Origin of the sequence: Hymenobacter plasmatis (assembly GCF_020711255.1) — a bacterium.
GTDB lineage: Bacteria > Bacteroidota > Bacteroidia > Cytophagales > Hymenobacteraceae > Hymenobacter.
Genome location: NZ_JAJFAW010000010.1, coordinates 78394 through 101085 on the forward strand (window position 1 = coordinate 78394; position 22692 = coordinate 101085).

General features: G+C 60.6%; 15 protein-coding genes and 1 tRNA gene. 9 read left to right on the forward strand and 7 right to left on the reverse strand.

Translation table 11 applies throughout. The features are described from left to right. The first annotated feature begins 36 nt into the window (after positions 1-36). Positions 37-369 (forward strand): arsenosugar biosynthesis-associated peroxidase-like protein, encoded by a 333-nt coding sequence (locus LJ738_RS09300; RefSeq protein ID WP_068189631.1) that lies wholly within the window; start codon positions 37-39, stop codon positions 367-369. 46 nt (positions 370-415) lie between these two features. Then, on the forward strand, positions 416-1462 hold the full coding sequence (gene arsS, locus LJ738_RS09305) for an arsenosugar biosynthesis radical SAM (seleno)protein ArsS (RefSeq protein ID WP_227786057.1): 1047 nt from the start codon (positions 416-418) through the stop codon (positions 1460-1462). A 190-nt stretch (positions 1463-1652) separates the two neighbouring features. Here the strand turns inward: arsS and ppk1 are convergent, their stop codons facing one another. The 4 genes from ppk1 to LJ738_RS09325 all read right to left on the reverse strand — a co-directional run bounded on the left by ppk1 (position 1653) and on the right by LJ738_RS09325 (position 10224). Beyond that, positions 1653-3770 carry a polyphosphate kinase 1 gene (ppk1, locus tag LJ738_RS09310; protein WP_227786058.1) on the reverse strand — a complete coding sequence of 706 codons (2118 nt, stop codon included), beginning with the start codon at positions 3768-3770 and terminating at the stop codon, positions 1653-1655. Between the two features lie 121 nt (positions 3771-3891). Continuing rightward, positions 3892-4386 (reverse strand): SixA phosphatase family protein, encoded by a 495-nt coding sequence (locus tag LJ738_RS09315; protein WP_227786059.1) that lies wholly within the window; start codon positions 4384-4386, stop codon positions 3892-3894. Positions 4387-4596: 210 nt separating this feature from the next. After that, positions 4597-5859: a M43 family zinc metalloprotease gene (locus LJ738_RS09320; protein WP_227786060.1), complete on the reverse strand. Its 1263-nt coding sequence runs from the start codon at positions 5857-5859 to the stop codon at positions 4597-4599. Positions 5860-6240: 381 nt separating this feature from the next. After that, the gene (locus LJ738_RS09325) at positions 6241-10224 is read right to left on the reverse strand and encodes a metallophosphoesterase (RefSeq protein ID WP_227786061.1); all 3984 of its coding nucleotides are present in this window, start codon (positions 10222-10224) and stop codon (positions 6241-6243) included. A gap of 200 nt (positions 10225-10424) precedes the next feature. On the opposite strand from LJ738_RS09325, the gene LJ738_RS09330 reads away from it, so the two are divergent. Continuing rightward, positions 10425-11762: a Pycsar system effector family protein gene (locus LJ738_RS09330; RefSeq protein ID WP_227786062.1), complete on the forward strand. Its 1338-nt coding sequence runs from the start codon at positions 10425-10427 to the stop codon at positions 11760-11762. 60 nt (positions 11763-11822) lie between these two features. On the opposite strand, the gene LJ738_RS09335 is transcribed toward LJ738_RS09330, so the two are convergent. Further along, entirely contained in the window at positions 11823-14240 is a 2418-nt protein-coding gene (locus tag LJ738_RS09335) for an outer membrane beta-barrel protein (RefSeq protein ID WP_227786063.1), read from the reverse strand. A 239-nt stretch (positions 14241-14479) separates the two neighbouring features. On the opposite strand from LJ738_RS09335, the gene LJ738_RS09340 reads away from it, so the two are divergent. Further along, positions 14480-14553, forward strand: a tRNA-Arg gene (locus LJ738_RS09340). Between the two features lie 27 nt (positions 14554-14580). On the opposite strand, the gene LJ738_RS09345 is transcribed toward LJ738_RS09340, so the two are convergent. Continuing rightward, positions 14581-15069, reverse strand: a complete 489-nt coding sequence (locus tag LJ738_RS09345; protein WP_227786064.1) for an HNH endonuclease — start codon at positions 15067-15069, stop codon at positions 14581-14583. Between the two features lie 42 nt (positions 15070-15111). On the opposite strand from LJ738_RS09345, the gene LJ738_RS09350 reads away from it, so the two are divergent. Beyond that, complete coding sequence (locus tag LJ738_RS09350; protein WP_227786065.1) at positions 15112-17418, forward strand: GH92 family glycosyl hydrolase; 2307 nt, start codon at positions 15112-15114, stop codon at positions 17416-17418. 60 nt (positions 17419-17478) lie between these two features. On the opposite strand, the gene LJ738_RS09355 is transcribed toward LJ738_RS09350, so the two are convergent. Further along, positions 17479-19137, reverse strand: a complete 1659-nt coding sequence (locus tag LJ738_RS09355; RefSeq protein WP_227786066.1) for a T9SS type B sorting domain-containing protein — start codon at positions 19135-19137, stop codon at positions 17479-17481. Positions 19138-19529: 392 nt separating this feature from the next. Here LJ738_RS09355 and LJ738_RS09360 point away from each other — a divergent pair, with 392 nt between their 5' ends. The 4 genes from LJ738_RS09360 to LJ738_RS09375 all read left to right on the forward strand — a co-directional run bounded on the left by LJ738_RS09360 (position 19530) and on the right by LJ738_RS09375 (position 22682). Then, a complete protein-coding gene (locus tag LJ738_RS09360) occupies positions 19530-20336 on the forward strand; it encodes a PhzF family phenazine biosynthesis protein (protein WP_227786067.1) in 807 nt (268 codons plus the stop codon). Between the two features lie 24 nt (positions 20337-20360). After that, on the forward strand, positions 20361-20822 hold the full coding sequence (locus LJ738_RS09365) for a DinB family protein (protein ID WP_227786068.1): 462 nt from the start codon (positions 20361-20363) through the stop codon (positions 20820-20822). A 351-nt stretch (positions 20823-21173) separates the two neighbouring features. Continuing rightward, positions 21174-22223: a hypothetical protein gene (locus LJ738_RS09370; protein WP_227786069.1), complete on the forward strand. Its 1050-nt coding sequence runs from the start codon at positions 21174-21176 to the stop codon at positions 22221-22223. A gap of 12 nt (positions 22224-22235) precedes the next feature. Continuing rightward, on the forward strand, positions 22236-22682 hold the full coding sequence (locus LJ738_RS09375) for a hypothetical protein (RefSeq protein WP_227786070.1): 447 nt from the start codon (positions 22236-22238) through the stop codon (positions 22680-22682). Positions 22683-22692 lie beyond the last annotated feature (10 nt).

Here is a 22692-nt window from a genome sequence, read left to right on the forward strand (position 1 = left end):
CTCACTCTTTTTCGTACGTTCTCAACAACCCACCCAATGGATACTTACTACAACCCCGGAGACCTCAAGAAATTCGGCAACATCTCCGAATTCCAGCCGGAATTTGCCGAGAAGTTTTTCTCCTACTACGGCTCCGTATTCGCCGAAGGCGCCCTCACGGCCCGCGAGAAGTCGCTCATTGCCCTGGCCGTAGCGCACGCCGTGCAGTGCCCCTACTGCATCGACGCCTACACCTCGGACACCCTGGAAAAGGGCTGCACCGAGCCCGAAATGATGGAAGCCGTGCACGTAGCCGCCGCCATTCGGGGCGGGGCCACGCTGGTGCACAGCGTGCAGATGATGAACAAAGCCAAAGACTTGTCTATGTAATAGCCCTGGGCTGCGGCCCCGGTCGTTGTTTACTCCCTTGCAATCGATGAAATCCCTCAAGGCCACGGGCCACCAACTGGCTGACTCAGCGTTTCAGCTCACGGTGCTGCGCACCGAAGTAGCCGAAACGCTGCACCTGCCGCTGTTCCACGAAAAGATGCGCGGGGCAGACCTGTTCCCGCTGCAGTCGTTTGCGCCGGCCATTCTGCAAATCAACGTGGGCAAAATGTGCAACCAGGTGTGCAAGCACTGCCACGTGGACGCCGGTCCCGACCGCAAGGAAATCATGACCCGCGAGACCATGCAGCAGTGCCTGGACGCGCTGGCCCAAAGCGACATCCAGACCGTGGACTTGACCGGGGGCGCTCCCGAGATGAACCCCGACTTTCGCTGGTTTGTGGAGGAAATCAGCAAGCTGGGCCGCAAGGTGCTGGTGCGCTGCAACCTCACCATCATCGTGGCCAACAAGAAGTACTACGACCTGCCCGACTTCTTCAAGCTGCACGGCGTGGAAGTGGTCAGCTCCCTGCCCTTCTACAGCGCCGACAAAACCGACCGGCAGCGCGGCGACGGCGTCTTTGCCGATTCCATCAAGGCCCTGAAAATGCTCAACGCCGTGGGCTACGGCCAGGAAGGCACCGGCCTGGTGCTCAACCTGGTGTATAACCCCAGCGGCGCCTTCCTGCCCGGCTCGCAAAAGGCCCTGCAGGACCAGTTTAAGCGCGCCCTGGCCAAGGACTTCGGCATCGTGTTCAACGAGCTGTTTGCCATCACCAACATCCCGGTGAGCCGCTACCTCGACTACCTGATTGAGTCGAAAAACTACGCCGGCTACATGGAGAAGCTGGTGAATGCCTTCAACCCCGCGGCCGCCGCTGGCGTGATGTGCCGCAACACCATCTCGGTGGGCTGGGATGGCGGCCTATACGACTGCGACTTCAACCAGATGCTGGATTTGTACGTGGCCAGCCCCGGCAAGCACATCCGCGACTTCGATGCGGTAGCATTGGCCAAGCGGAGCATTGTGCTGAACCAGCACTGCTACGGCTGCACGGCCGGCAGCGGGTCGAGCTGCGGCGGGGCGGTGGCGTAGGCAAGAGGAAGCGCCTGAAGCGGTTCTGTCATTGCGAGCGCAGCGAAGCAATCCGTCCTGTCAACACCAGACACTTTCTTAAGCGACAAGCCCCGGCACTGCGCAGTGCCGGGGCTTGTCACATTATTGGGCTGGTCGCTGAGACCAGGACGGATTGCTTCGTCTTGCCTCCTCGCAATGACAGGCGCTGTTAGGCTTCCTTCTTCTTCGGAGCGGGGCCACGCTTGGCTACTGCCGGGGGCTGGGCAGCCACCCAGGCGCGTCGCTTCATTCCTTTCAGCCATGCGTACGTAGCCGTCTGCGCTTGCAACGGCTTCTTTCCTTCCTCGGGTAGCACGAAACAGTTTTCAAAATCCCGGGCCTTGACATTGTCCTGGCGTTGCAAATCGAGCAGGTAGCGCACCTCGGCCCGAAGGCCCGGGTCGAGAATGGGGAAGGCCACTTCCACGCGCCGGTCGAGGTTGCGGGTCATCCAGTCGGCAGAGGAAACGAAGACCTTTTCTTCGCCGCCGTGGGCGAAAACGTATACCCGGCTGTGCTCCAGGAATTGGTCCACGAGGCCGCGCTGGCTGATGTTTTCGCTGTAGCCCGACTGGCCCGGCACTAGGCAGCCAATGCCCCGCACGATTAGCTCAATCCGCACGCCGGCTTCGCTGGCGTGGTAGAGCTTGGCTATCATGCCGCGGTCTTCCAGGGCATTCATTTTGAGAATAATGTACGCCTCCTTGCCTTTTTTGGCTTGCTTGATTTCGTAGTCAATCAGGGCATTGAGGCCGGTGCGCAGGCCAAACGGCGCCACGAGCAGCAGCTCGAGCTGCGGCACGGCCTGCTGGTCGCGCAGGTAGCCGAATACGGCGGCGGCTTCGCGGGTCAGCCCTTCGTGGGCCGTAAACAGGCCGTGGTCGGTGTAGAGCTGGCTAGTGCTTTCGTTGAAGTTGCCGGTGCTGAAATAGGCGTACTGGCGGGTGGTTTCGTCGGCTTCGCGGCGGGCAATCAGCAGTAGCTTGCTGTGCACCTTCAACTCGGGCGGCGTGAAGATGACGTGCGCGCCTGCTCGCTTCAGCTTATCGGCCCAGAACAGGTTGGACTCTTCGTCGAAGCGGGCTTTCAGCTCCACTACCACCGTCACCTGCTTGCCGCGCCGGGCGGCTTTCATCAGGGCTTTTACCACGGCGCTTTTGCTGGCCACGCGGTAGAGCGTGATGCTGATGGCCGACACGCGCGGGTCGGCGGCGGCTTCGCGCAGCAGGCGCGTCACGTAGTCGAACGACTGGTAGGGCGGGTGCAGCAGGTGGTCGCGCGCGCCGATGGCGGCCAGCAGGCTGCCCGTGCGCGGCAGCGTGGGGTGCGGCAGCGCCGGCCGGGCCGGGTAGTGGAAACTGGGCTCGTCGAAGTTCGGAAAGCCAAAGAAGTCGCGGAAGTTGTGGTAGCGGCTGCCTTCTACCAGGGCATCGTCGGTGATGCCGGTTTTCTGCTTGATGGCCCGCAGGGTTTCTTTGGGCATCCGGGGGTCGTAGAGCAGGCGGGCGGGGAAGCCGGTGGCACGCTTGGCCAGGCTGCTGCGGATTTTCTCCATCAGGTCGCCCGATACTTCTTCCTCAATGTCCAGCTCGGCATCGCGCGAGAGCTTAATGGCGTTGACTTCCACCCGCTCGTAGGCCGGAAACAGCGCGGGGGCACCCACGCGAATCACGTCGTCCAGAAACAGCACGTAGCGCTCCTCGCCTTCGTCGGGCAGGCGCACAAAGCGGCCGCCATGGCGCTTGGTGGGCAGCTCCATCACCAGCACCCGCTCGGCGTGGGCGCCGGCCTGGGGCTCGCGGGGGTGGCTGAGAAAGAACGTGAGGTACACGGCCTGGTCCTTAAGAAAAAGATGGTGCAGGGTGTCGTCCAGCACCACCGGCGAGAGCAGGTCGCGCACCTTTTCCTCAAAGTAGCGGGCCGTCCAGGCGCGCTGCTGGTCGGTGAGGTCGGCCTCGTTCAGCAAGTGAATGTGGTGGCGGTTTAGCTCCGGCAGCAGCTGCTCCCGAAACGTGGCCCCGAACTCCTCCTGCTGCCGCGACACCTCGGCCAGCACCTCGCGCAGCTGGCGCTTGGGGCTGTCGCCGAGCTTGGCGCGCGTTTTCTTCTTCAGGTTGGTGAGCCGCCGCAGGGTGGCCACCCGCACCTTAAAAAACTCGTCGAGGTTGCTGCTGAAAATGGCCAGGAACTTGAGCCGCTCCAGCAGCGGCACGGCGGGGCTCTGCGCTTCCTGAAGCACGCGGGCATTGAAGCGAAGCCAGCTCAAGTCGCGGGAGAGGGTTTTCAAAGCAGTCAAAGAATAAGCTGGTAAACGCCCGGCGGTGAAATGCCCACCGGGCGCGGCCCCTTCTACGGCATCCCCGGCCGCATGGCCACGGCCGAGCTTTTTACTGCCTGGCTTTTAACCATTACTTAACATTCCGGGGGTAGTCGTAAAAGTAGAATTCGGCGTTGGCCTTGCTCACGTCGGCCCAATGGTCGCAGTCGAAGCGCAGGCACACCACGGCGGCGGTCGGCATCTCGTTTAGCGAGGAGGGCGACAAGGCGTTGGCGGTTTCGGTGATGGTGGGGTTGTGGCCCACCAGCAGCACCGACCCAGCCGTATCGGGCAGGTTGTGGATAACGTCGAGCAAGCCATCCACATCCGCCCCGTAAATCCCGGGCTCAACCACGATTTTATCGTGCGGGTACTCCATCTCACGGGCCACCAGCACGGCCGTGCTCATGGCACGCACCGCCGGCGAGCTCACCACCAGGTCGGGGCGAATGTGGCGCTTGGCCAGGGCCTTGCCCATGGCGGGGGCGTCGTCGCGGCCGCGGTCGTTGAGGGGGCGTTCCTGGTCGCTGAGTTCATTGAAGCTCCAGCTGGATTTGGCGTGGCGAAGGAGGTACAGGGTTTTCATAGGGCGAAGCTAACGGCGTTTTGCTTACCCCCGGTATTGTGAAAAGGTTATATGATTAAGCCGCTGACCCGGGATGCTAATGGCTCTTGGTGACGAGCGCAGGCAGCATAATGGCGCATATTCAGACCTAACAACTTTACCCAATACTAAAAACAAGAACGCCCTGCCGGAAGGGCAAGGCGTTCTTGTTTGGGCGGGCGCCGCGGGAGGCTATTGCTTCTCGAAGCGCTGGCGGGTGGTTTCGGTACCGTTGGCGATGGTCACGTAGTACAAGCCCTTGGGCAGGTTGCTCAGCTCCACCTGGCCGTGGCCGTCGTAGCGGGCGGCGGTCATTTCGTGGCCACGCATGTCGTACACCCGCACGGCATATTGAGCCGCATCGGCACCAGCGGGCATCGACAGCGTCAGCGACTCCAACGCGGGGTTGGGGTAAACCGATACGCTCGTAGCAGTAGCAGGAGCCTGACGCAAAGCGGCTGGCGAAGTGGTGAGGGAAAAACGCGCCCCACCGGCCGTGAACAAAGCATCCATGCGAGCCGACTGGCCCGCGGTGAACATGTACATGCACTGGTCATAGGTGTAGTCCATGTAGTTCATGCTCATATCGCCTTGGTTGGAGCAGGTAATGTGGGGAAAGGCCGGGCAGCCACCGTTGCTGGTTTGCTGGGTGGGGGTGTCGGCCACCAGGTCGTCGCCACAGGTGGCATCGCCCCAGATGTGGCGCAGGTTGAGCCAGTGGCCCACCTCGTGCGTGGCCGTACGGCCTTTGTTGTAGTTGTTGGCCGTGCCGCCGGTTACCGACGAATACAAACAAACGACGCCATCGGTAGCAGCCGGGCCGCCCGGAAACTGGGCGTAGCCGAGCAGACTCTGGCCCAGGTTGCAGAACCACAGGTTCAGGTATTTGTCACTGGGCCAGGCGTCGTCACCGCCCCTGCTCGTGTACTTCACGGCATCGTTGGAGCTGAAAGCATGGGTTTTGGTCGAGCGGCGAACGATGCCGCTGGTGGGATTGCCGGCCGGGTCTACCGTGGCCAGCACAAACCGCACGTTGGTAGCCGCCGCAACACCGGTAAAGGCACCGGGTACTAGTTTGGTATCCGAGTTCAGCTTGGCGTAATCATCGTTCAGGGTCTTAATCTGCGCCGTAATCAGGGCATTGGATATGTTCTGAGCAGTCGTGTTGTACACCACGTGCACTACCACCGGTATGGTCACCACCGTAGCGGCGGTGCTGCGTTGCATCATCTTGGGCTGGGCCAGGTACTGCCTGGTATGAGCCTCAATGGCTTCCATACTCCGGGCCAGGCCTGGGTTGGCGGCCAGTTGGGCTTCGAGCACCTCCATGGTAGCGCAGGCGCGGCTGTTGGGGGTGATGGCCTCGATGGTGGCCTCGGGGTTGAGGCGGTTTTGCGCTAGCAAAGGAGCAGCGCTGCCCAACAGGGCCAGCGCGGAGAGGTACAGTTTGTTCATGTAGTAGTGTGGAATAAGGTTGGGGAAGGAGGTTGAAAACGCCAGTAAGCGCATGACAATCTAAATAAATATTCACCAAGTTGTACCTACCCATGTCCTAATAATCAAATCATTGGCTCAATTTGCCTCGAATGCATTTGCACCTAAATCATATAATTTTTCACTACCGGGCGGTACCCGGCCGAATGGAATAAATGAGCGCACTTTAGCCCAACTTTCACCAACTGGTAAAAAGCCAAAATATTACACCAATCGCTGCTGCTAAACTAGTTGCGGTGGGTGAGCAAAAGCAGAACGTCCTGCGGGCATTGCCGGACCGGTGGTCGGCAATGCCCGCAGGACGTTCCAGGGGGTTGGCAGCAAATAGGAGCTGCCCTTCGCTTAAAACAGGAAGTCGAACCCGACAAACACCAGCTTCTCCTCCCCTACCGAATAGGTGGCATTGATGACGGCTTGCTTGAGGACATCGACGTAGACGCCGCCGCCAAAGCCGGAGTGAAAGGCCGAGATGCCATTGGTCTTGTCGTAGTCCGAATACACCCGTCCGAAGTCGGCCAGGCCCAGGACGCCGAGCTTGCCGGGAAACAGGTAGGCATTGAACGACAAGAGCTGCAGGCGGGCCTCGAAGTTGGCGTAGAGGCTGCTGCGGCCGGCGTAGCGCGTGCGCCGGTAGCCGCGCAGGTTGGTGGTGCCGCCCAAGGTATTGGCCTGGTAGAAGCGGTAGTCGCCGATGTTGCGCGTGGCGCCGAGGCGGCCGGCGTAGGTAATCTGAAACGGCAGGTTGGGCGTGAGGTAGGCCCGGATTTCGGAGGTGAGGCGCCCAAACTGCAGCTGCTCGCCGTTGAGCTGGAAGTTGTACTGCGCTTCGTTGTACCAGCGGATGCCGATGCGCGGGTTCTTGGGCGAAGAGCTGGCGTCGAGGTTGAGGTAGAGCAGGCCGCCGAGGTACTGGTTGGTCTGGAAGTCCGAGGCGCGAATGCCGAAGCGGCGGTTTTCGTACGTCACGCCCCCGTCTTTGGCGGTGAGGCTGTCCTTGATGATGGTACCGATGGGGTCCTGCTCTACCCGGAACTGCTCGTACTGCGGGCCCACGCCCAGCTTCAGGAAGCTGAACAGGTTGCGCTCGAGCGTGGGCGCCACGTTGAACTTGGTGAAGCGCACGCGGTAGGCCGAGTTCACGGTGCGGGCCGTCACCACGCCGCGGTTGGCGTCTTCGGTGGCCAGGTTGGCGGTGTTGTTGCCGATGCCGAAGAAGTTGTAGAGCAGCTGCGGGCCGTAGTACTGCGAGGCAATGTGCAGGTCGTACTTGCCAATGAGGCGCGTAAACTGCCCGGTGTACTTCAGGTTGAAGGCATCGCGGGCGGGGGCAAAGTTGGCCGCGATGCTTTGCTCGGACGAGAACGGCTCGCGGCGGAAGCCGTACCGGCGGTGCGTGATGCCGCCGCCCAGCAAGATGCCGTCGTCGATGTTATACCCAAAAAACAGGTTCGGGCCGGTGTAGTTGAGCCGGTAGTCCTTCAGGTCGAAGCGCTTGGGGTGGTCGTAGCGGCTCACGTCCACGCCGGGCTCCAGGCGCAGGCGGGCTTCCTTGCCCACGTTGATGACGTTGCCGGTGTCGGCGTCGTACACCTGGGTGTAGTGCTGGAAGCCGGCCACGCGGCTCACGTCGGTGATGGTGTCGCGGTCGGTGCCGCCAATCAGGCGCAGCTTGATGGCCTTTTTCACGTCGCCCTTCACCTCGTACACGTCCTTGCCGCGAATGCCGTAGAGGCGCACCTCGTCGGTGACGCCGTGCTCGAGTACCCGGTCGTAGAGCACCTTGGTCACCTTGCCTTCTTTGGTAATTTTGCGCACCGTGAGGTGGGTGTCGCCGTTGGGCAGGCGGTCAACCACAAACTTCTCGTTCTTCTCGGTGCCGCGCACCTCCACAATCTTGGCCACCACGTTGGCGTACTTGCTGGCCAGGTCGGGCAGCAGGTCGCGCCGGCTCTTGAGCTTGGCCACGATTTCGGCGCCGTGCAGGGCGTAGATTTCCTGGGGCCACTTTTCGCGGAATGCCTTTTCGATGACCTCATCGGTGAGGTGCTCCTTCATGTACTGCGCCTGGGCCACCCACTGCTCGCGCGTCACGCCGCTCAGAAAGGTGCGGTCGTTGCTGAGGGCGGTCTGGTTCAGGCCCTTGTAGTCGGCGTAGTCGTAGCCGAAGTTCTGGAAGTTGCGGATGGCAAACTTGCGGCTGACCAAAAACGGCAGCACCCCGTCGCCCTTGAAGAAGGCAATGTCGCGGTCTTCGGGCACGGCCGTGAAGGTGCGGTTGCCGTCCTTGTCTTTCACTTCGGCCCAGCGCCACTGGTCTTCGTGCCGGTCCCAGTCGCCTATCCACATATCAAACAGGCGCGAGCGGGCGAAGGCCACTTGGTCAATCTTGTTGTCGTTGTCTTCGAGCAGGCGCTCGAGCATCTTGTCGGTGCCCACCAGGTTTTTGGCGTTGCCCAGGCTGGCCACGTTGCTTTGGTCGTCCTTGGCATCCTCTTCCAGCGCCGCGGGCTGGTTCGAGAACGCGCTGTAGTACTGGCCCAGCAAGGGGTCTTGCGGAATGTACACCGGCACGGGGTTGGTGTGCAGGATGCCCGCGGCGGTGCCCAGCGGGGGCAGCACAAACGAGGCATACGGGTGCTGGGCCGAAATCTGGTCCTGCAGAATGTCTTTGGCAAAGCCCGTGCGCAGGGCCTCGGGCAGCACGGCGGCGGGGTCTTTGTCGATGCCGCGGAGCGTGAAGTTGTGGCCTTCTTCGTTGCGCACCTTCAGCGAGGCCGTTTGCTTGCCGCCGCCGGTTTTGTAGGGCACCAGGCCGCCCTTGTCGTGGGCCAGGTCCAGCAGCGGAAACTTCACGGGCGTGGCCCACTCCTTGCGATAGTGCTCGCCCAGCAGCCAGTTGTGCAGCTTGCCGTGCTTGTTGTAGCGCGGGTTCACGGCCACCACCACGCTGCTGTCGCGGAAGTTAGGCCGGGTCGTGGGCAGGGCCGGCACGGTCACGCTGCCTTTTTCCTTGCGGCGCTGCTTTTCCACGGGCGTCACGGGGGCCGCCTCGGTGGTGGCTACGTCGAGGGTGGTCTTGGCGTAGAGCGGGGTGCGAAACACCAGCCGGGCCTTGTCGCCCTTGCCCTCGGGGACGAAGTACTCGGTCCAGACCTGGCCGTCGTCGTAGTAGTTGACGCGGGCCCAGCCCTTTTCCTTGTCCGAAAACAGGGCGCTGCCGCCGTCGCCGGGCTTCACGTGCTGGGTTTTGCAGCCCGAGCCGCTCACGATGCAGTGCGTGGTGCCCTCCTTAAAGTACTGCAGGTTGTGCTCGTGCCCCGCTGCATAAATGATGTTGGGGTACTTGTCAAAAATATCCATCAAACCCTTTTTGTAGGCCTGGTAGGCCGGGTAGGCCACGTCCTGGCTCACCCCGCCGTACTTGCGGGCAAACGGGTAGATGGAGCCGATAATGGGCAAGGGCAGAAACGCGTACTTGTACACGATGCTGATGGGGAAAATGTGGTCACCGAGCGTGAAATAGCCGCCGTGCACCCCGTCGCTGAACAGCGGGTGGTGGCCCACTACCATAATGTTCTTGTCCTTGTTGCGGGCAATGATGTCCTCCAGTTGGGCCATGAAGTCAGTTTCGTCTTCCACGCCGCAGCCTCCATCGGCGCCGTAAGGGCGCTCGTTGCGGTTGGTGAGAAACCACTGCGAGTTGATGGTGATGAGCACCAGGTCGTCCTGCAGGCGGATTTCATAAGGGCCCGGGCAGCCGTTGGCCGGCGTAATAAAATCGCCGGTGTAGGCAAAGGCCGCCGAGTCGCTGGCCATGTAGTTTTCGGCAAAGCGCTGCTCGCGCAGCACCTGCTCCAAACCACCCTTGAGGCCCTGCTTCCAGTCGTGGTTGCCGGGAATCATGTATTTCTCGCCCTTGTAGTTGCGCAGCACGTCTATCTGGTCGCGCAGGCGCTCCTCCGACACTTTGCGGTCGTAGGCGCCTTCCTCGGGCATGCCGAACTCGTACACGTTGTCGCCGAGGAAAATTGTGGTGCTCTTGGCCCCGGCCTCCATAATTTTCTTGCGCAGAAAATTCAACGAGGGCTCGCCCCCGTTGCCCTTGGAAGCGGGCTTGCCCACGTCGCCAATCAAAAACACCGTGTACCGAATGTGGGCGCTGTCGGGCGGCACCTTGCTTTTCCAGTCAAGGCCGCCGCGGCGGTAGTTGGGGCGGGAATTGACGGGGTTCTCGCTGGACTCGCCCTGGGCCAGGCTGCTGAATGGGAACGCCAAAACCGCGCAAAGCGTTAGCAGCGCGGGTCGAAAGCGAAAAAGTAGAGGCATAAATCAAGAAATGGGCGGGGCAATTGCACCCCTTCTCCGGGCACGATAGCAAACGTACAACCGCCGCCAGCGCGGCAGGTTAAGGCCCGTTACGCAAAGCGCGGCGGTGCGGTTAGGTCGCGTTTTTTTAACTTCCGCCCAACGCTTCGCGTTCAAAGCCGGCAAGCCCGCCGGATGAACGGGCCGTAGCTTCGCCTGACATGAAAGAACTTGCCCCTGATACTGTCGAATCTACCCCCGCGGCCGCGGCGGTGGCCCCGATAGAATCCGTCGAAAAAGACGCCCCCGCCACCCCAGCTGCCGAAGCCTCCGACAAGCCGGCCAAAGCCAAAGCCTCGCCGCTGGTGAAAGAAGCCCAGGAGTTCGTGACCGAACTTTTTGCCCGGGAGCTGCCCGCCAAGCTCACCTACCACTCGCTGCGGCACACCGAGGCCGTGGTGAAGGAGTGCCGCATCCTGGCCGCCGCGGCCGGGCTCAGCGCCGACGATACGGAAGCCCTGCTGCTGGCCGCCTGGTTTCACGACACTGGCTACCTCGACGTGTACGACGGCCACGAGTTCCGGAGCATGGAGCGCGCCGGCGCCTGGCTCGCCGAGCACGGCGTGGACGCCGGCCGCGTGCAGCTCATCAAGGAGCTCATCAAGAGCACACACCGCGACACCACCTGCGAAACCGAGCTGCAAAAGCTGCTCGTGGACGCCGACATGAGCAACCTGGCGCGCGAAGACTTCCGCAGCGCCGCCGAGCTGCTGCGCACCGAGTGGGAGCTGGTGCTGGGCAAAAGCTACTCGAACCCCGAGTGGGCCGAGCTGCAGCTCAATTTCATGCTGGAGCACAAGTACCATTCCGACGCCGGCAAGGAGCGGTACCGCAAGTCCTTCAAAAAGAACCTCGACGAGCAGCGCGACCAGCTCAAGAAAACCGAGAAAAAGAACAAGAAGAAAGCCAAGGAGCAGAACGAAACCTTTGCCGAGCCCAAGCGCGGCATTGAAACCATGTTCCGCACCATGTACAGCAACCACATGAAGCTGAGCGACATGGCCGACAAAAAGGCCAGCATGATGATTCAGCTCAATGCCGTGCTCATCTCGGTCATCATCACCTACCTCGGCGCCAAGATGGGCAAGGCCGGCGCCCTGGGCCCGATGATGAGTGGCAACCCCGTACTCGGCATTCCCATTAGCATTCTGCTGGCCACGGCCCTGGGCTCGGTCACCACGGCCATCCTCTCGGCCCAGCCCGATGTTACGGCATTTAAGTGGCTCAAGAAAAGCCCGCAGATTGCCACCAACCGCCGCGTGAACCTGCTGTTTTTCGGCAACTTCACCAAGCTCAGCCTCGACAACTTCCAGGGCGGCATGCGCGAGCTGATGCGCCACAAAGACGCCATCTACACCAACATGATAACCGACGTGTACTACCTGGGCGAGGTGCTGGCCCGCAAGTACGGCCTGCTGCGCACCAGCTACACCATCTTCATGGTGGGGCTGATTCTCACGGCCCTGTCGTTTGCCATCGCGCTGCTGTACAAGTCGTAGCCGCCCGGTCCGGGCGTTTTAGCTCAACTTGGCTCCTGGCAAAAGAAGGCCGCGTTCGCATTAGCGGGCGCGGCCTTCTTCGTCGGCGCTGCCCGTAGGGCTGGCCTTGCGGCTGAAGGTGGATTGGCCGAAGCGGTAGGTGAAGCGCGCCGCCAAGCGCTGCGTGTCGCGGAGCTGCAGGGTCGTCACATCGATGCCGTTGTAGCGGCCATAAAACGACTCGCGGTAGGTATTGAACAGGTCGGAGGCGGTGAGCAGCACGGTGGCCTTGCCGTGCAGCACGGGCTTTTGCAGGCTCAGGCCCACAGTGCCCGAGCTGCGGATGCGGTAAATCTGGGTGGCCCCGGGGGCGCTGTAGCTGTAGGTGCACTCCAGGGTGATTTTGTGGGGCAAGCTGAATACCTGCTGCCCGCTCAGTTGCAGGCTCCAGGCCTGGTTGTCGAAGCGGCTGCCCGCAAACGCCGAGGCGACGCGGAAGTGGTAGACCGAGGCTGTGTTCTGCATTTTCCACCACGCGGTGACCTTCACGGGTGCGGAGGCTTCCAGTGAGAGGTTTTCGGTCAGGTCCTGGTTGGCCCAGGTGTAGCGAATCACGCCGGTGCCAGCGTCCTGCACGGGCAGCTGGGCGGGCACGTCCTGGCTGCGTTCGTAGGCGGCCGTCAGGGCCAAGTCGCGCAGGGTGAGGCGCAGTTCGGTGGCGTTGATAGTGGCCGGCAGCAAAAACGGGTTGCCCTCGTTGTATTGGTACGGGCTCAGGTACAGCCGAAAGGGATTGAGCGAGGAAAAGGACGGGCGCTGCAGCTTGCGCCCGTACGTGAACGCCAAGCTGTGCTGCTCGTCGAACTTGTGCTGCAGCTGCAGGCTGGGCAGCCAGCGGTAGTAGGCGCGCACCGTTTGGCTGCCCAGCGTGAGCGAATTGCCCACGGAGTGCGTGTATTCCAGGCGCAGGGCGGCATCCACGGTATTTTTGCCCCGCGAGGCACTGATTCCGCCGTAGCCGGCCGCGATTTGCTCGTCGTACCGAAACTCGTTGCTGCGCCCGATGTCGCGCACCCGGGCGCCGGGGCCGGCCAGGGTATCATATAGCAAAGCATTGTCGGTGGCCGTGTGCGCCACTTTGCCCCCTACGCTCAGCTTGGCTTCGCCGACGGGGTGGCTGTAGTCCGCCCGCAGCGACCGGATGCGGGTGGACGAAGAGAACTGCCCCAACAGCAAACCCGGGAAGCGCAAGGGGTTTTGGGCGGGCGTGGCAAAGGCGGTGCGCACGTCCTGGGCTTCTTCGTTGGTATAGGCCGCGTAGTCGGCATAGGCGGTTAGCTCGGCGCCGCGCGTCCCGGGCCTGCCCCGGTAGCTCAGGTCGACCGCGACGTTGCCGGGGCGCACCGCCGCCAGCGTGCTGCCCGGCAGCTGGTAGGATTCTACCAGCCGGGCCGCGGCGTCGGTGGTGGCCAGGGTGGTCGTGGCCTCGGTGGTATTGAAGTTGCGGCTGGCCAGCCCGCGCACCAGCAAACCCACGGTTTGCGTAGGGCTAAGCGCGTAGTCGGTAGCAAACTGATACGACAAGGGCTTGCGCTGAAATCGCTGAAAGAGGGCGTTGTCGAAGGTGCGCTCGCTGGCCGCTTCCCGAATAATGCGCTGCCCGCTCCCGATTAAATACTGGTTGCGCTCGAAGTAGCCCAACTGCCCGTAGAGCACCCATTTCCGGGTTTTGAAAGTGGCGCTGGTGCCGGTTTCGTAGCCCCCGTAGCGCCGGTTGAGGGTGCCGCCGACGTAGGCGCTGCCCTGCAGGCCCCGGGCCGTATCGTGCCGGAGCTTGATGTTGATAACTGCCCGGGTTTCGCCGTCGTAGCGCGCCGAGGCATTGGCCTGTATCTCGATTTGGGCAATGTCTTCGGTGGCCAGGTTCTGGAGCTCATCGGCCGAGAGCGGCAGCTGCCGGCCCTCCAGGTACACCACCGGGGCCACGTTGCCCTGCAGCAGAATAGCGCCCTGCGGGTCGACGCGCACGCCGGGCGCGCGGCGCAGCACATCCAAGGCTGTGGGGGCAGTTTTGAAGAAAGAGTTGGTCACGTTTAGGGTGACTTTGCCCAGGCTGCGCTCTACTACAGGCTTCTCGCCCTGCACAACCACTTCGTTTAGAAGCTTGCTTTCGGTGGCCGCTGTGAGTACGCCTACGGCCAACGGTTCGGTGCCCACCGTCAGCACGGGGCTGCTGACGGACCGGTAGCCCAACGCCACTGCCTTAACCCGGTATTGGCCCGGCTTCACGCCGTCAAGGGCAAACCGGCCCTGGGCGTCGGTGACCGCCCCCTGCACGATAACGGTTGAATCGGGACTGCTCACCAGTACTACGGGCGCAAATTCTACAGGGCGCTGCTGCTCATCCATAACTTGGCCCGTGAGGCGTGCCCCGACTTGGGATTGGGCTTTGGCAATAAGAGCGAACAGGCAAAACGCCAACAGGTAGAATTGTCTCATCGGAAGCTTTGCAGAAAAGAGAAGATGTAGTCGTCTCTACTTCGGCTAGCCAATGGCCGCACCTGCGAGCAGATTGAAGGGGGTACCGGCCTTTGAGTCAATCGTTACAAGGGCATCTAATATTTTTTGGAACCGTAGAAAACAGAGTGGTTTTGCTACTCCTCAATCCAAACCTGCCTCGTCTCAGACGCATATGTGCAGACGGGCGCTATCTTTGTAGAGAAGCGCATTCATTACCTGGACCTGTAGCTTAACTGCATAAAGCAAGCCTCTCCTAAGGGCTAGAGTACAGGTTGGATTCCTGTCAGGTCCACTTTTCAACCCCCACATTATTCAGCCCTCAGCAGCTGAATAATGTGGGGGTTGCTGCTAATACGCCATGGTCGTATTCCCAATGGCAATTAGGGCAAAGCACCAGGATATTTTCCGGCCCGGAGACCATCTGAACCGTTACAGAATCAGGGAAAGAGCTAATTGGCCGCCTGTGGCAATACTCCACGTGCTTGTCGTAGCCGCAGGCCTGGCAAATGCGCGGCCGATGCGCATTCAGCAGTCGCGTAATGCTGTTGAGGTAGCCACGGTAGTAGCTGGGGTGCTTAATGGCGTCCTTGGTTTTAAACTGCGCTACGGTTAGCAGCCGATAGTCGGCCTTACGCTTGCCATGTACCGCGCAACACTGCCGGTTTGCCGGAATGAGCGTGTCGCATTCCTGGCATTTGCGAGTCAACTGCCGCTTGGGAGCCTGCTGGTTGGTATGAATGGCCGCGTGCGAACGGGAACAGTATTTTGCATTCGCGGTTTCAGCGCCGCAGTGCAGGCAGTTATTCATGGCTCAATTTACTGGATATTGCCAGTCAATTCGCCCCGCTGCATGAAGAAACTCTTGCCTCTGCTGCTCATCGTCGCAGTTTCTGCCTCCGCCCAAAAGCGCCCCGCTCAACCCGAAAACCTGGTCCAATACGCGCACCCCATGGTGGGCACGCAGAAGATGGGCCACACCTACCCCGGCGCTACGGTCCCCTTCGGCATGGTGCAGCTCTCGCCCGATACCGATACGCTGAGCTACGAGCTGAATGGCAAGTACAACCCCGACATCTACAAGTACTGCGCGGGCTACAACTACGACGACCGCACCATCGTCGGCTTCAGCCACACGCACTTCAGCGGCACGGGGCACTCCGATTTGGGCGACTTCCTGCTCATGCCCACCACCGGCCCGCTCCAGCTCAACCCCGGCACCGCTGACCGGCCCCGGAGCGGCTACCGCTCCGCCTTCTCGCATAAGAATGAAGTGGCCGAGCCCGCCTATTACAAAGTGAAGCTCGACGACCACAACATCCTCGCCGAGCTCACGGCCACCACCCGCGTGGGCTTCCATCAGTACACGTTTCCGGGCACCGAGCCGGCCCACATCATCCTGGATATGATGGCCGGCATCTACAACTACCCCGACAAAAACGTGTGGAGCTACGTGCGCATCGAGAACGACTCACTCGTGACCGGCTACCGCCAAACCACCGGCTGGGGCCGCACCCGCACCGAGTACTTCGCCATGCAGTTCTCGAAGCCCTTCAAATCCTACGGCGCCCGCAAGTACGACCCCAAGGAAATCTATCGGGGCTTCTGGGGCCGCTTTGACCAGACCAAAAACTGGCCCGAGCAGGCCGGCCGCCAGCTGCGCCTGTACTTCGATTTCAGCACCGTGGCCGGCGAGAAAATCAAGGTCAAGTTTGCCCTCTCGCCCGTGAGCACGGCCGGGGCCCTGGCCAACATGCGCGCCGAGCTACCCGGCTGGAATTTCGACCAGACCCGCCGCGCCGGCCAGCAGTTCTGGCAGCAGGAGCTGAGCAAAATCACCATCCAAACGCCCAACCGGGCCGATAACGAGAACTTCTACACGGCCCTCTACCACGCCTATCTTAGCCCAACTGTGTACCAGGACGCCGACGGCCAGTACCGCGGCCTCGACCAGCAAACCCACCGCGCCGAGGGTTTCGTCAACTACACCACCTTCTCGCTCTGGGATACCTTCCGGGCCCTGCACCCGCTTTTCAACCTTATCCAGCCCCGGCGCAACGCCGATATGGTGCAGAGTATGCTGGCCCACTACGACCAGAGCGCCGAGCACATGCTGCCCGTCTGGAGCCACCACGCCAACGAAAACTGGTGCATGAGCGGCTACCACAGCGTGTCGGTAGTGGCCGATGCCGTGCTCAACGGCGCCGTGCCGCCCGCCCTGGCCGAGCGCGCCCTGGCTGCCTGCGTGGCCACCGCCCGCCACGGCTGGTACGACGGCCTCGGCGACTACATGGCCCGCGGCTACGTGCCCAACGAGCGCAGCGGCACCTCCGTGTCCACCACCCTAGAGTTTGCCTACGACGACTGGTGCATCGCCCAGCTCGCCCAGAAACTTGGCCACCCCGACCTCTACCAGGAGTTCAGCAAGCGCGCCACCAACTGGCAAAACGTGTTCGACCCGCGTGCCAACGCCATGCGCCCGCGCCTGGCCGACGGCAGCTTCCGCCCCAAGTTCGACGTGCTGAGCACCAACGGCCAGGGCTTCATCGAGGGCAACGCCTGGAACTACACCCTCGCCGTGCCCCACGACCCCGCCGGCCTAATCTCGAAAATGGGCGGCAACCGCCGCTTCGTGCCCCACCTCGATTCGCTCTTCACCATGCACCTGCCCGACTCGTTCTTCGCCGAAACCGAGGACATCACCCGCGAGGGCATCATCGGGGGCTACGTGCACGGCAACGAGCCCGCCCACCACGCCGCCTACCTCTACAACTACACGGACAAGCCCTGGAAAACCCAGGCCCAGGTCCGCAACATCCTCGCCCGCCAGTACCACCCCACCCCCGACGGCCTCGGCGGCAACGACGACTGCGGCCAGATGAGCGCCTGGTACCTCTTCTCGGCCCTCGGCTTCTACCCCGTCGCCCCGGCCTCGGGCCAGTACGCCCTCGGCAGCCCTCTCGTACACGGCGCCGTGCTGCACCTCGAAAACGGCCAGCAATTCACCATCCAGGTCAAAAACCAAAGCGCCAAAAACGTCTACGTACAGCAAGTCACCCTCAACGGGCAAAAGCTGACGCAGCCATTTCTGGCGCAGCAGGATGTGGCGAAAGGCGGCGTGGTGGTGTTTGTGATGGGGGCGCGGCCAGCGAGGAAATGAACTAGCTTTTAGTTGAGTAATGGCGTGTGGTTGCGTCAGTGCCAACACCTGCCAACTGTGCTACCTTCTTACTTCGACCCAGCCCTTTATTTTTTCACCGCGCCCATTCGCCAGCAAATAATAATAAATGCCGTCCGCGAGCCCTTGCGCTTGCCAATCCTGCTGGTAATATGGAGCGTGAAACACTTGTGTTCCCCAACGATTATACACCGTGCAACTCCATTGCCCTAACGTCAACCCCGGGGTTTTAAACTGGTCGTTTGCGCCGTCCATGTTGGGTGTAATAATATTTGGGATAAACATCGCATTGTTAGAAACAATGGGCGGTGTGTTGCTTTTCAACTTTGCCACAACGCTCTCTCTTTTGAAAGCTCCAGGCGATGAATATGGCACTGCATGAGCACCTAGCCGAAAAGCATTATAAAACACGCCAGCCACGTACACATCGCCTGTTGGGCTGACCGCTACATCGTGCATTTCGAGTTCGCCCCCATCCTGGGTTAGCCCCCACACGGCATTACCCTGAGGGTCGTACTTAACCAAGGCATTATTCTGGTAGGTAGAGTTGCCCGTGAGAGCGATGCCGCCGTAGCTGGCTTGGCCCTTGTTAAAACCTCCCAGGGCGTAAATATTATCTGCGCCATCGGTTGCCACATTGATAATCGTATCGAAATCGGTGCTACCTTCCAGATGACCCCACATGAGTTGCCCCTGAGCATTGTATTTGATTAGGTACCCATCGGACACGCCGAATCCGCCACGAGGGGGCAATGACAAGCTCCCCAACACCACGGTTCCCGCATCAGCATATCCTGCGATGATGGCATTGCCGGCCCCGTCGACTGCCAGGCCTGTGACTGCGATGCCAGCCAGCCCAAATCCCGTGAAAGCAGCTCCCGGCGCATACCCTGTGCGCACCCAGTCGAGCGTTCCGCCAGCCGTGTAGCGAGCCAAAAAAACGCCGCTCATCACGCTTGGCAATGGCGTGCGGGCCTGCCCGGGGAGGGCGTCTAAAGCTACATTGCCCCGGTATGCACAAGTGAGATATACCTCCCGGTTGGGCCCTATGGCAACCCGCGCGTATGCCCCGCCTACCGAAGTCGTAGCGGCGCTCCAGGCTCCGCGGGACCAGCTTATGTTTCCCTGCGCATCTAACTTCGACACCAGCACCCCGTCGACATACCCATTGGCATTAACTGGGGAACAATGCGTAATGTACAATGAGCCTTCATCGTCCGTTACGACGTCGCCGGGCCAACTAAAGTCATACTTCCTTACCCACATGATGTTTCCCTGCGGGGAATACTTGGCTAGGTACGTCGCTTCTTCGCGTGAGCTGGGTATCTCGACGTTATCGAATACCGTGCGCTCTTTGGATGTACCGAGTACGTACATGTGGCCACTTACGTCGACTGTGAGGCCATACACATAAGTGCGTGGCCCAAAATAGACGGGGTTGGCCACTGCTGGCCCCGCCTGACGGGCCCACAGGCACTGGCCTTGGGCATTATACTTTGCCACCACCATGTCGTTCCATCCCCGGCTGTTCAGCACAGTAGCTCCAAAGGTCGCCTGGCCATTGAGCCAGCCTGCGACATAAGAATTACCAGCCCCATCGAGTGCAATCCCTTTTAAATCCAGGTCATAACTGGCTCTTATCGGGGTAACCCACTCCCACGTGGGGGCCGATTGTGCCGGGCATAAAAAGCGGAAAAACATAAGGCACAGCGAAAGCGCAATGTGCCGGAAAGGCAATGGATAGAACCGCATTAGTTGGTAAGAGAAGAAGTGTGGTGACCGAAAACGCCTAAATGCTGATTATCTGTCCGATTGATTAAGGTCAAATATCATATATACTCCGTTCGCTATTAACAAAAGCAGGCAGCTTCATTTCCAATCCTGCCGAAACTTACGCCGCGGCCCGTTTCTACTTGCCGCCCCCGCCGCCGGAGTTGATAATCTTGCGGGCCAGCGGGTAGCCAGCGTAAAGCGGGCGGTCGAGCAGCCTGAAAGCTACTTACTGCTAACAAGGCATTTTTGCGACATAATGCCTCTGCTAGCTTTGCTTTCCCAAAAAGCACTGTCACCTTAGCTCCCCGCAGAAACCGCCGATGAAAACGTATATCGTGGATTCCTTCACGAAAGAACCCTTCAAGGGCAACCCGGCCGGCGTGTGCTTGCTTGAGCAGGAAATAAGCGAGGAAGCCATGCTGAAAATAGCCCAGGAATTTGGGCTTTCGGAGACGGCTTTCGTCCGGGAAACCGGCACCGAGGGCCTATATGCCATCCGCTACTTCTCGCCGAAGCAGGAAATCCCCCTGTGCGGCCACGCCACGCTGGCATCGGCCAAGGTGCTGTTCAAGCACACTCAACACACGGAAATTCACTTTCTCACCCACGAGCAGGTGGACTTGCTGGTGACCTGCCGGGGTGAGGAAATAACCATGGAATTTCCGGTTTATGATACCGTAGCGGCCACGGTTCCGGCGGCCATGCTGCAGGCCTTGGGGCTGCCGAGCGTAGTAAACACGGCGTTTAGCCCGAAGAATAAGATTATCATTCTGGAAATAGCGGACACTCAGCTGCTAGCCGCGCTCCGCCCCGATTTCAATGCGCTGCTGCTATCCTACACCGGCATCAACGGCGTGCTGGTTACGGCCGCCAGCCCGGCGCCGTACGACTACCACTACCGGTATTTCTGGCCCTGGGCCGGCACCAACGAAGACCCCGTGACCGGTGGGGTCCAAACGTTTCTGGCCAAGTATTGGGCCACCCGGCTCCACAAGCGGACGATGCAGGCGTTTCAATCATCGAGCCGCACCGGCTACATGCAGGTTGAGCTGCAAGCCGACAAAGTATTGCTCACCAGTCAGGCTAACATCGTCTTGGAAGGCACGCTGGTGGCCTTCAATAAATAGCTCAACCCCCTACCCACGCCCGCCATGCTAGTAGCCGTCCTCAAAACCCTCTTCGACCGCGACCTGAACAAGCTGAGCCAGGAAATCGAAGCGTATCAAGACGAAAATGCCCTGTGGCGCACCGAGCCGGGCATCAGCAACTCGGGCGGCAACCTTTGCCTGCACCTGCTCGGCAACCTCAACACATACATCGGCGCGGAACTGGGCCACAGCGGCTACGTCCGGCACCGCGACCTGGAGTTTTCGGCCCGGGACATTCCCCGCACCGAATTGCTCGCTGGCATCGCCGCCACCCGGCGCGTGGTGGAGGCCGCGCTTACGCCGCTGGCCGACGAGCAGCTCGCCGCTGAGTACCCCGTGCTGGTGTTCGAAGCACGCACTTCCGTGGGCTATATGCTGATGCACCTCGCCACCCACCTCACCTATCACCTCGGCCAAATAAACTACCACCGCCGCTTGCTGGATAAGAACCTCCCCGGATGCTAAACTAAATGTCGGCTGTAGCGCCATCTGTGCATCTCCACAGGCTCCCAATGCTTCTGCTGCCTTTGCAGCAGAAGCATTGGGAGCCTTCTTATTTGCCTGCATTTAATATTCTTCGACTTATGCCTTTACAGGACTAAAAGACTATAAACTTAAACTACCTTTGGCAGGCTCATATTATAATATTTAACATTTCAATTGTTATAGTATTTGCAAAACTCCATCCAGAAGCATCCCTGGCAAAAGCCTTGCTTCTGCCGGCCCTATCTCCCCATGACGGCGTGCTGCAGCCGCTGAAGACATTACCGCCTGCCTTTCCCAAGCCCAGCCCCGCCAGCCAGTGAAGCACGACGTATGAAAATAAACCACTACTCACTTTTTACGCTCCTGCTACTTGGGCTGGTTTTGGGCGCCGTCCAACGCGCCGCAGCCCAACGAACTCAAATCAGGGGGTTTGTGGACGCGCTGGCCTACTATCAAAACGGCAAAGTCAACTTTGGCCTGGGCGAGCAGGATTTGTTCATCACGTCCGAAATAACGGAGCGGCTGTCCTTTCTCGGGGAAACCGTTTTCAAGTTTTCGCCCGCTTCACCCACCGATTTCGATATCAGCGTCGAGCGCATTATCCTGAAATACAACTACGCCGGCAACCACAGCATATTGCTGGGCAAGCACCACACGCCCATCAACTACTGGAACGATACCTACCACCACGGCCGGGTATTCTTCCCCACCATCGACCGGCCCCTGCTGTTTGCGCAGGGCATTATCCCGCTCCACACCACGGGCGTGAGTTTGCAAGGCCAAAACCTGGGCAGCCTCCGCTTCGGCTACGACGCCATGGTGGGCAACGGCATTGGGTCGGGCGATGTGGCCGACAACAACCCGCTCAAGTCCGCGACGCTGGCCGTGCACATCAAGCCCACCGATGGCATGCGGCTGGGCGCCTCCCTCTACCACGATGACATCTCGAAAGGCAGCACCGTGCACAACCACTCGGGCGGGGTAATGCCGGTGGCCCTCACCCGCATCAACCAGGATATTGTGACCGGCTCCATTTCTTACAATGACTCGGTGTTCTCCAAGAAGTTCGAGCTGCTGGCCGAGAGCAGCGTGGTCAACAGCCGCTCCGATAGCCTCGGCACGCAGCGCGCGGTGGCCACCTACGTGTACGCCGGCCTGCGCCTCACCGACAAGTTCATCCCCTACGTGCGCTTCGATGACATTCGGTTCACCACCAACCGGGAAGTGTACTTCATGTCGAACAACACCCGGTCCTTCGTCGGGGGGCTGCGCTATGAGATAAATTACCTGGCCGTCGTGAAGCTCGAATACCAGCACGCCAACAGCCCCTTGTACCCTACCCCCGACAAGGTCACCTTCCAGATTGCCGTTGGCTTTTAATTCGTTATGTATATGGCTTCGGTTTATCGAATTACGTTCTGCTTGCTTGTCCTCATCGGGTGCTGCCACGCCCCGGCGCGGGCGCAGGACCAGAACCTTGCGGTGATTGGCAATGGCAAAGGGGTGCCACCCGAGATGAAACTGGCGCAGCTGAAATCTACCCTGAAAGGAGAAAAATTGCGCTGGCCCGACGGCAGCAAAGTGGTAATTGCTCTGCTGAAAACCACCACGCCCATCGGCCAGAACACCAGCAAAAAAATCTACAACATGAGCGCCAACGAGCTCAATAAGTACTGGCTGGCGCTGGTGTTCCAGGGCAAAGCCGACGCGCCCAACTTCTTCAACTCGGAAGCCGAGCTGGCCGAATTTGTGGCGCAAACCACCGGCGCCATCGGCGTGGTCAACCAGCCCGGACCGAGCAGCAAAACCATCACCATCGACGGGAAGAAATATTTATAAGACTCGCCCC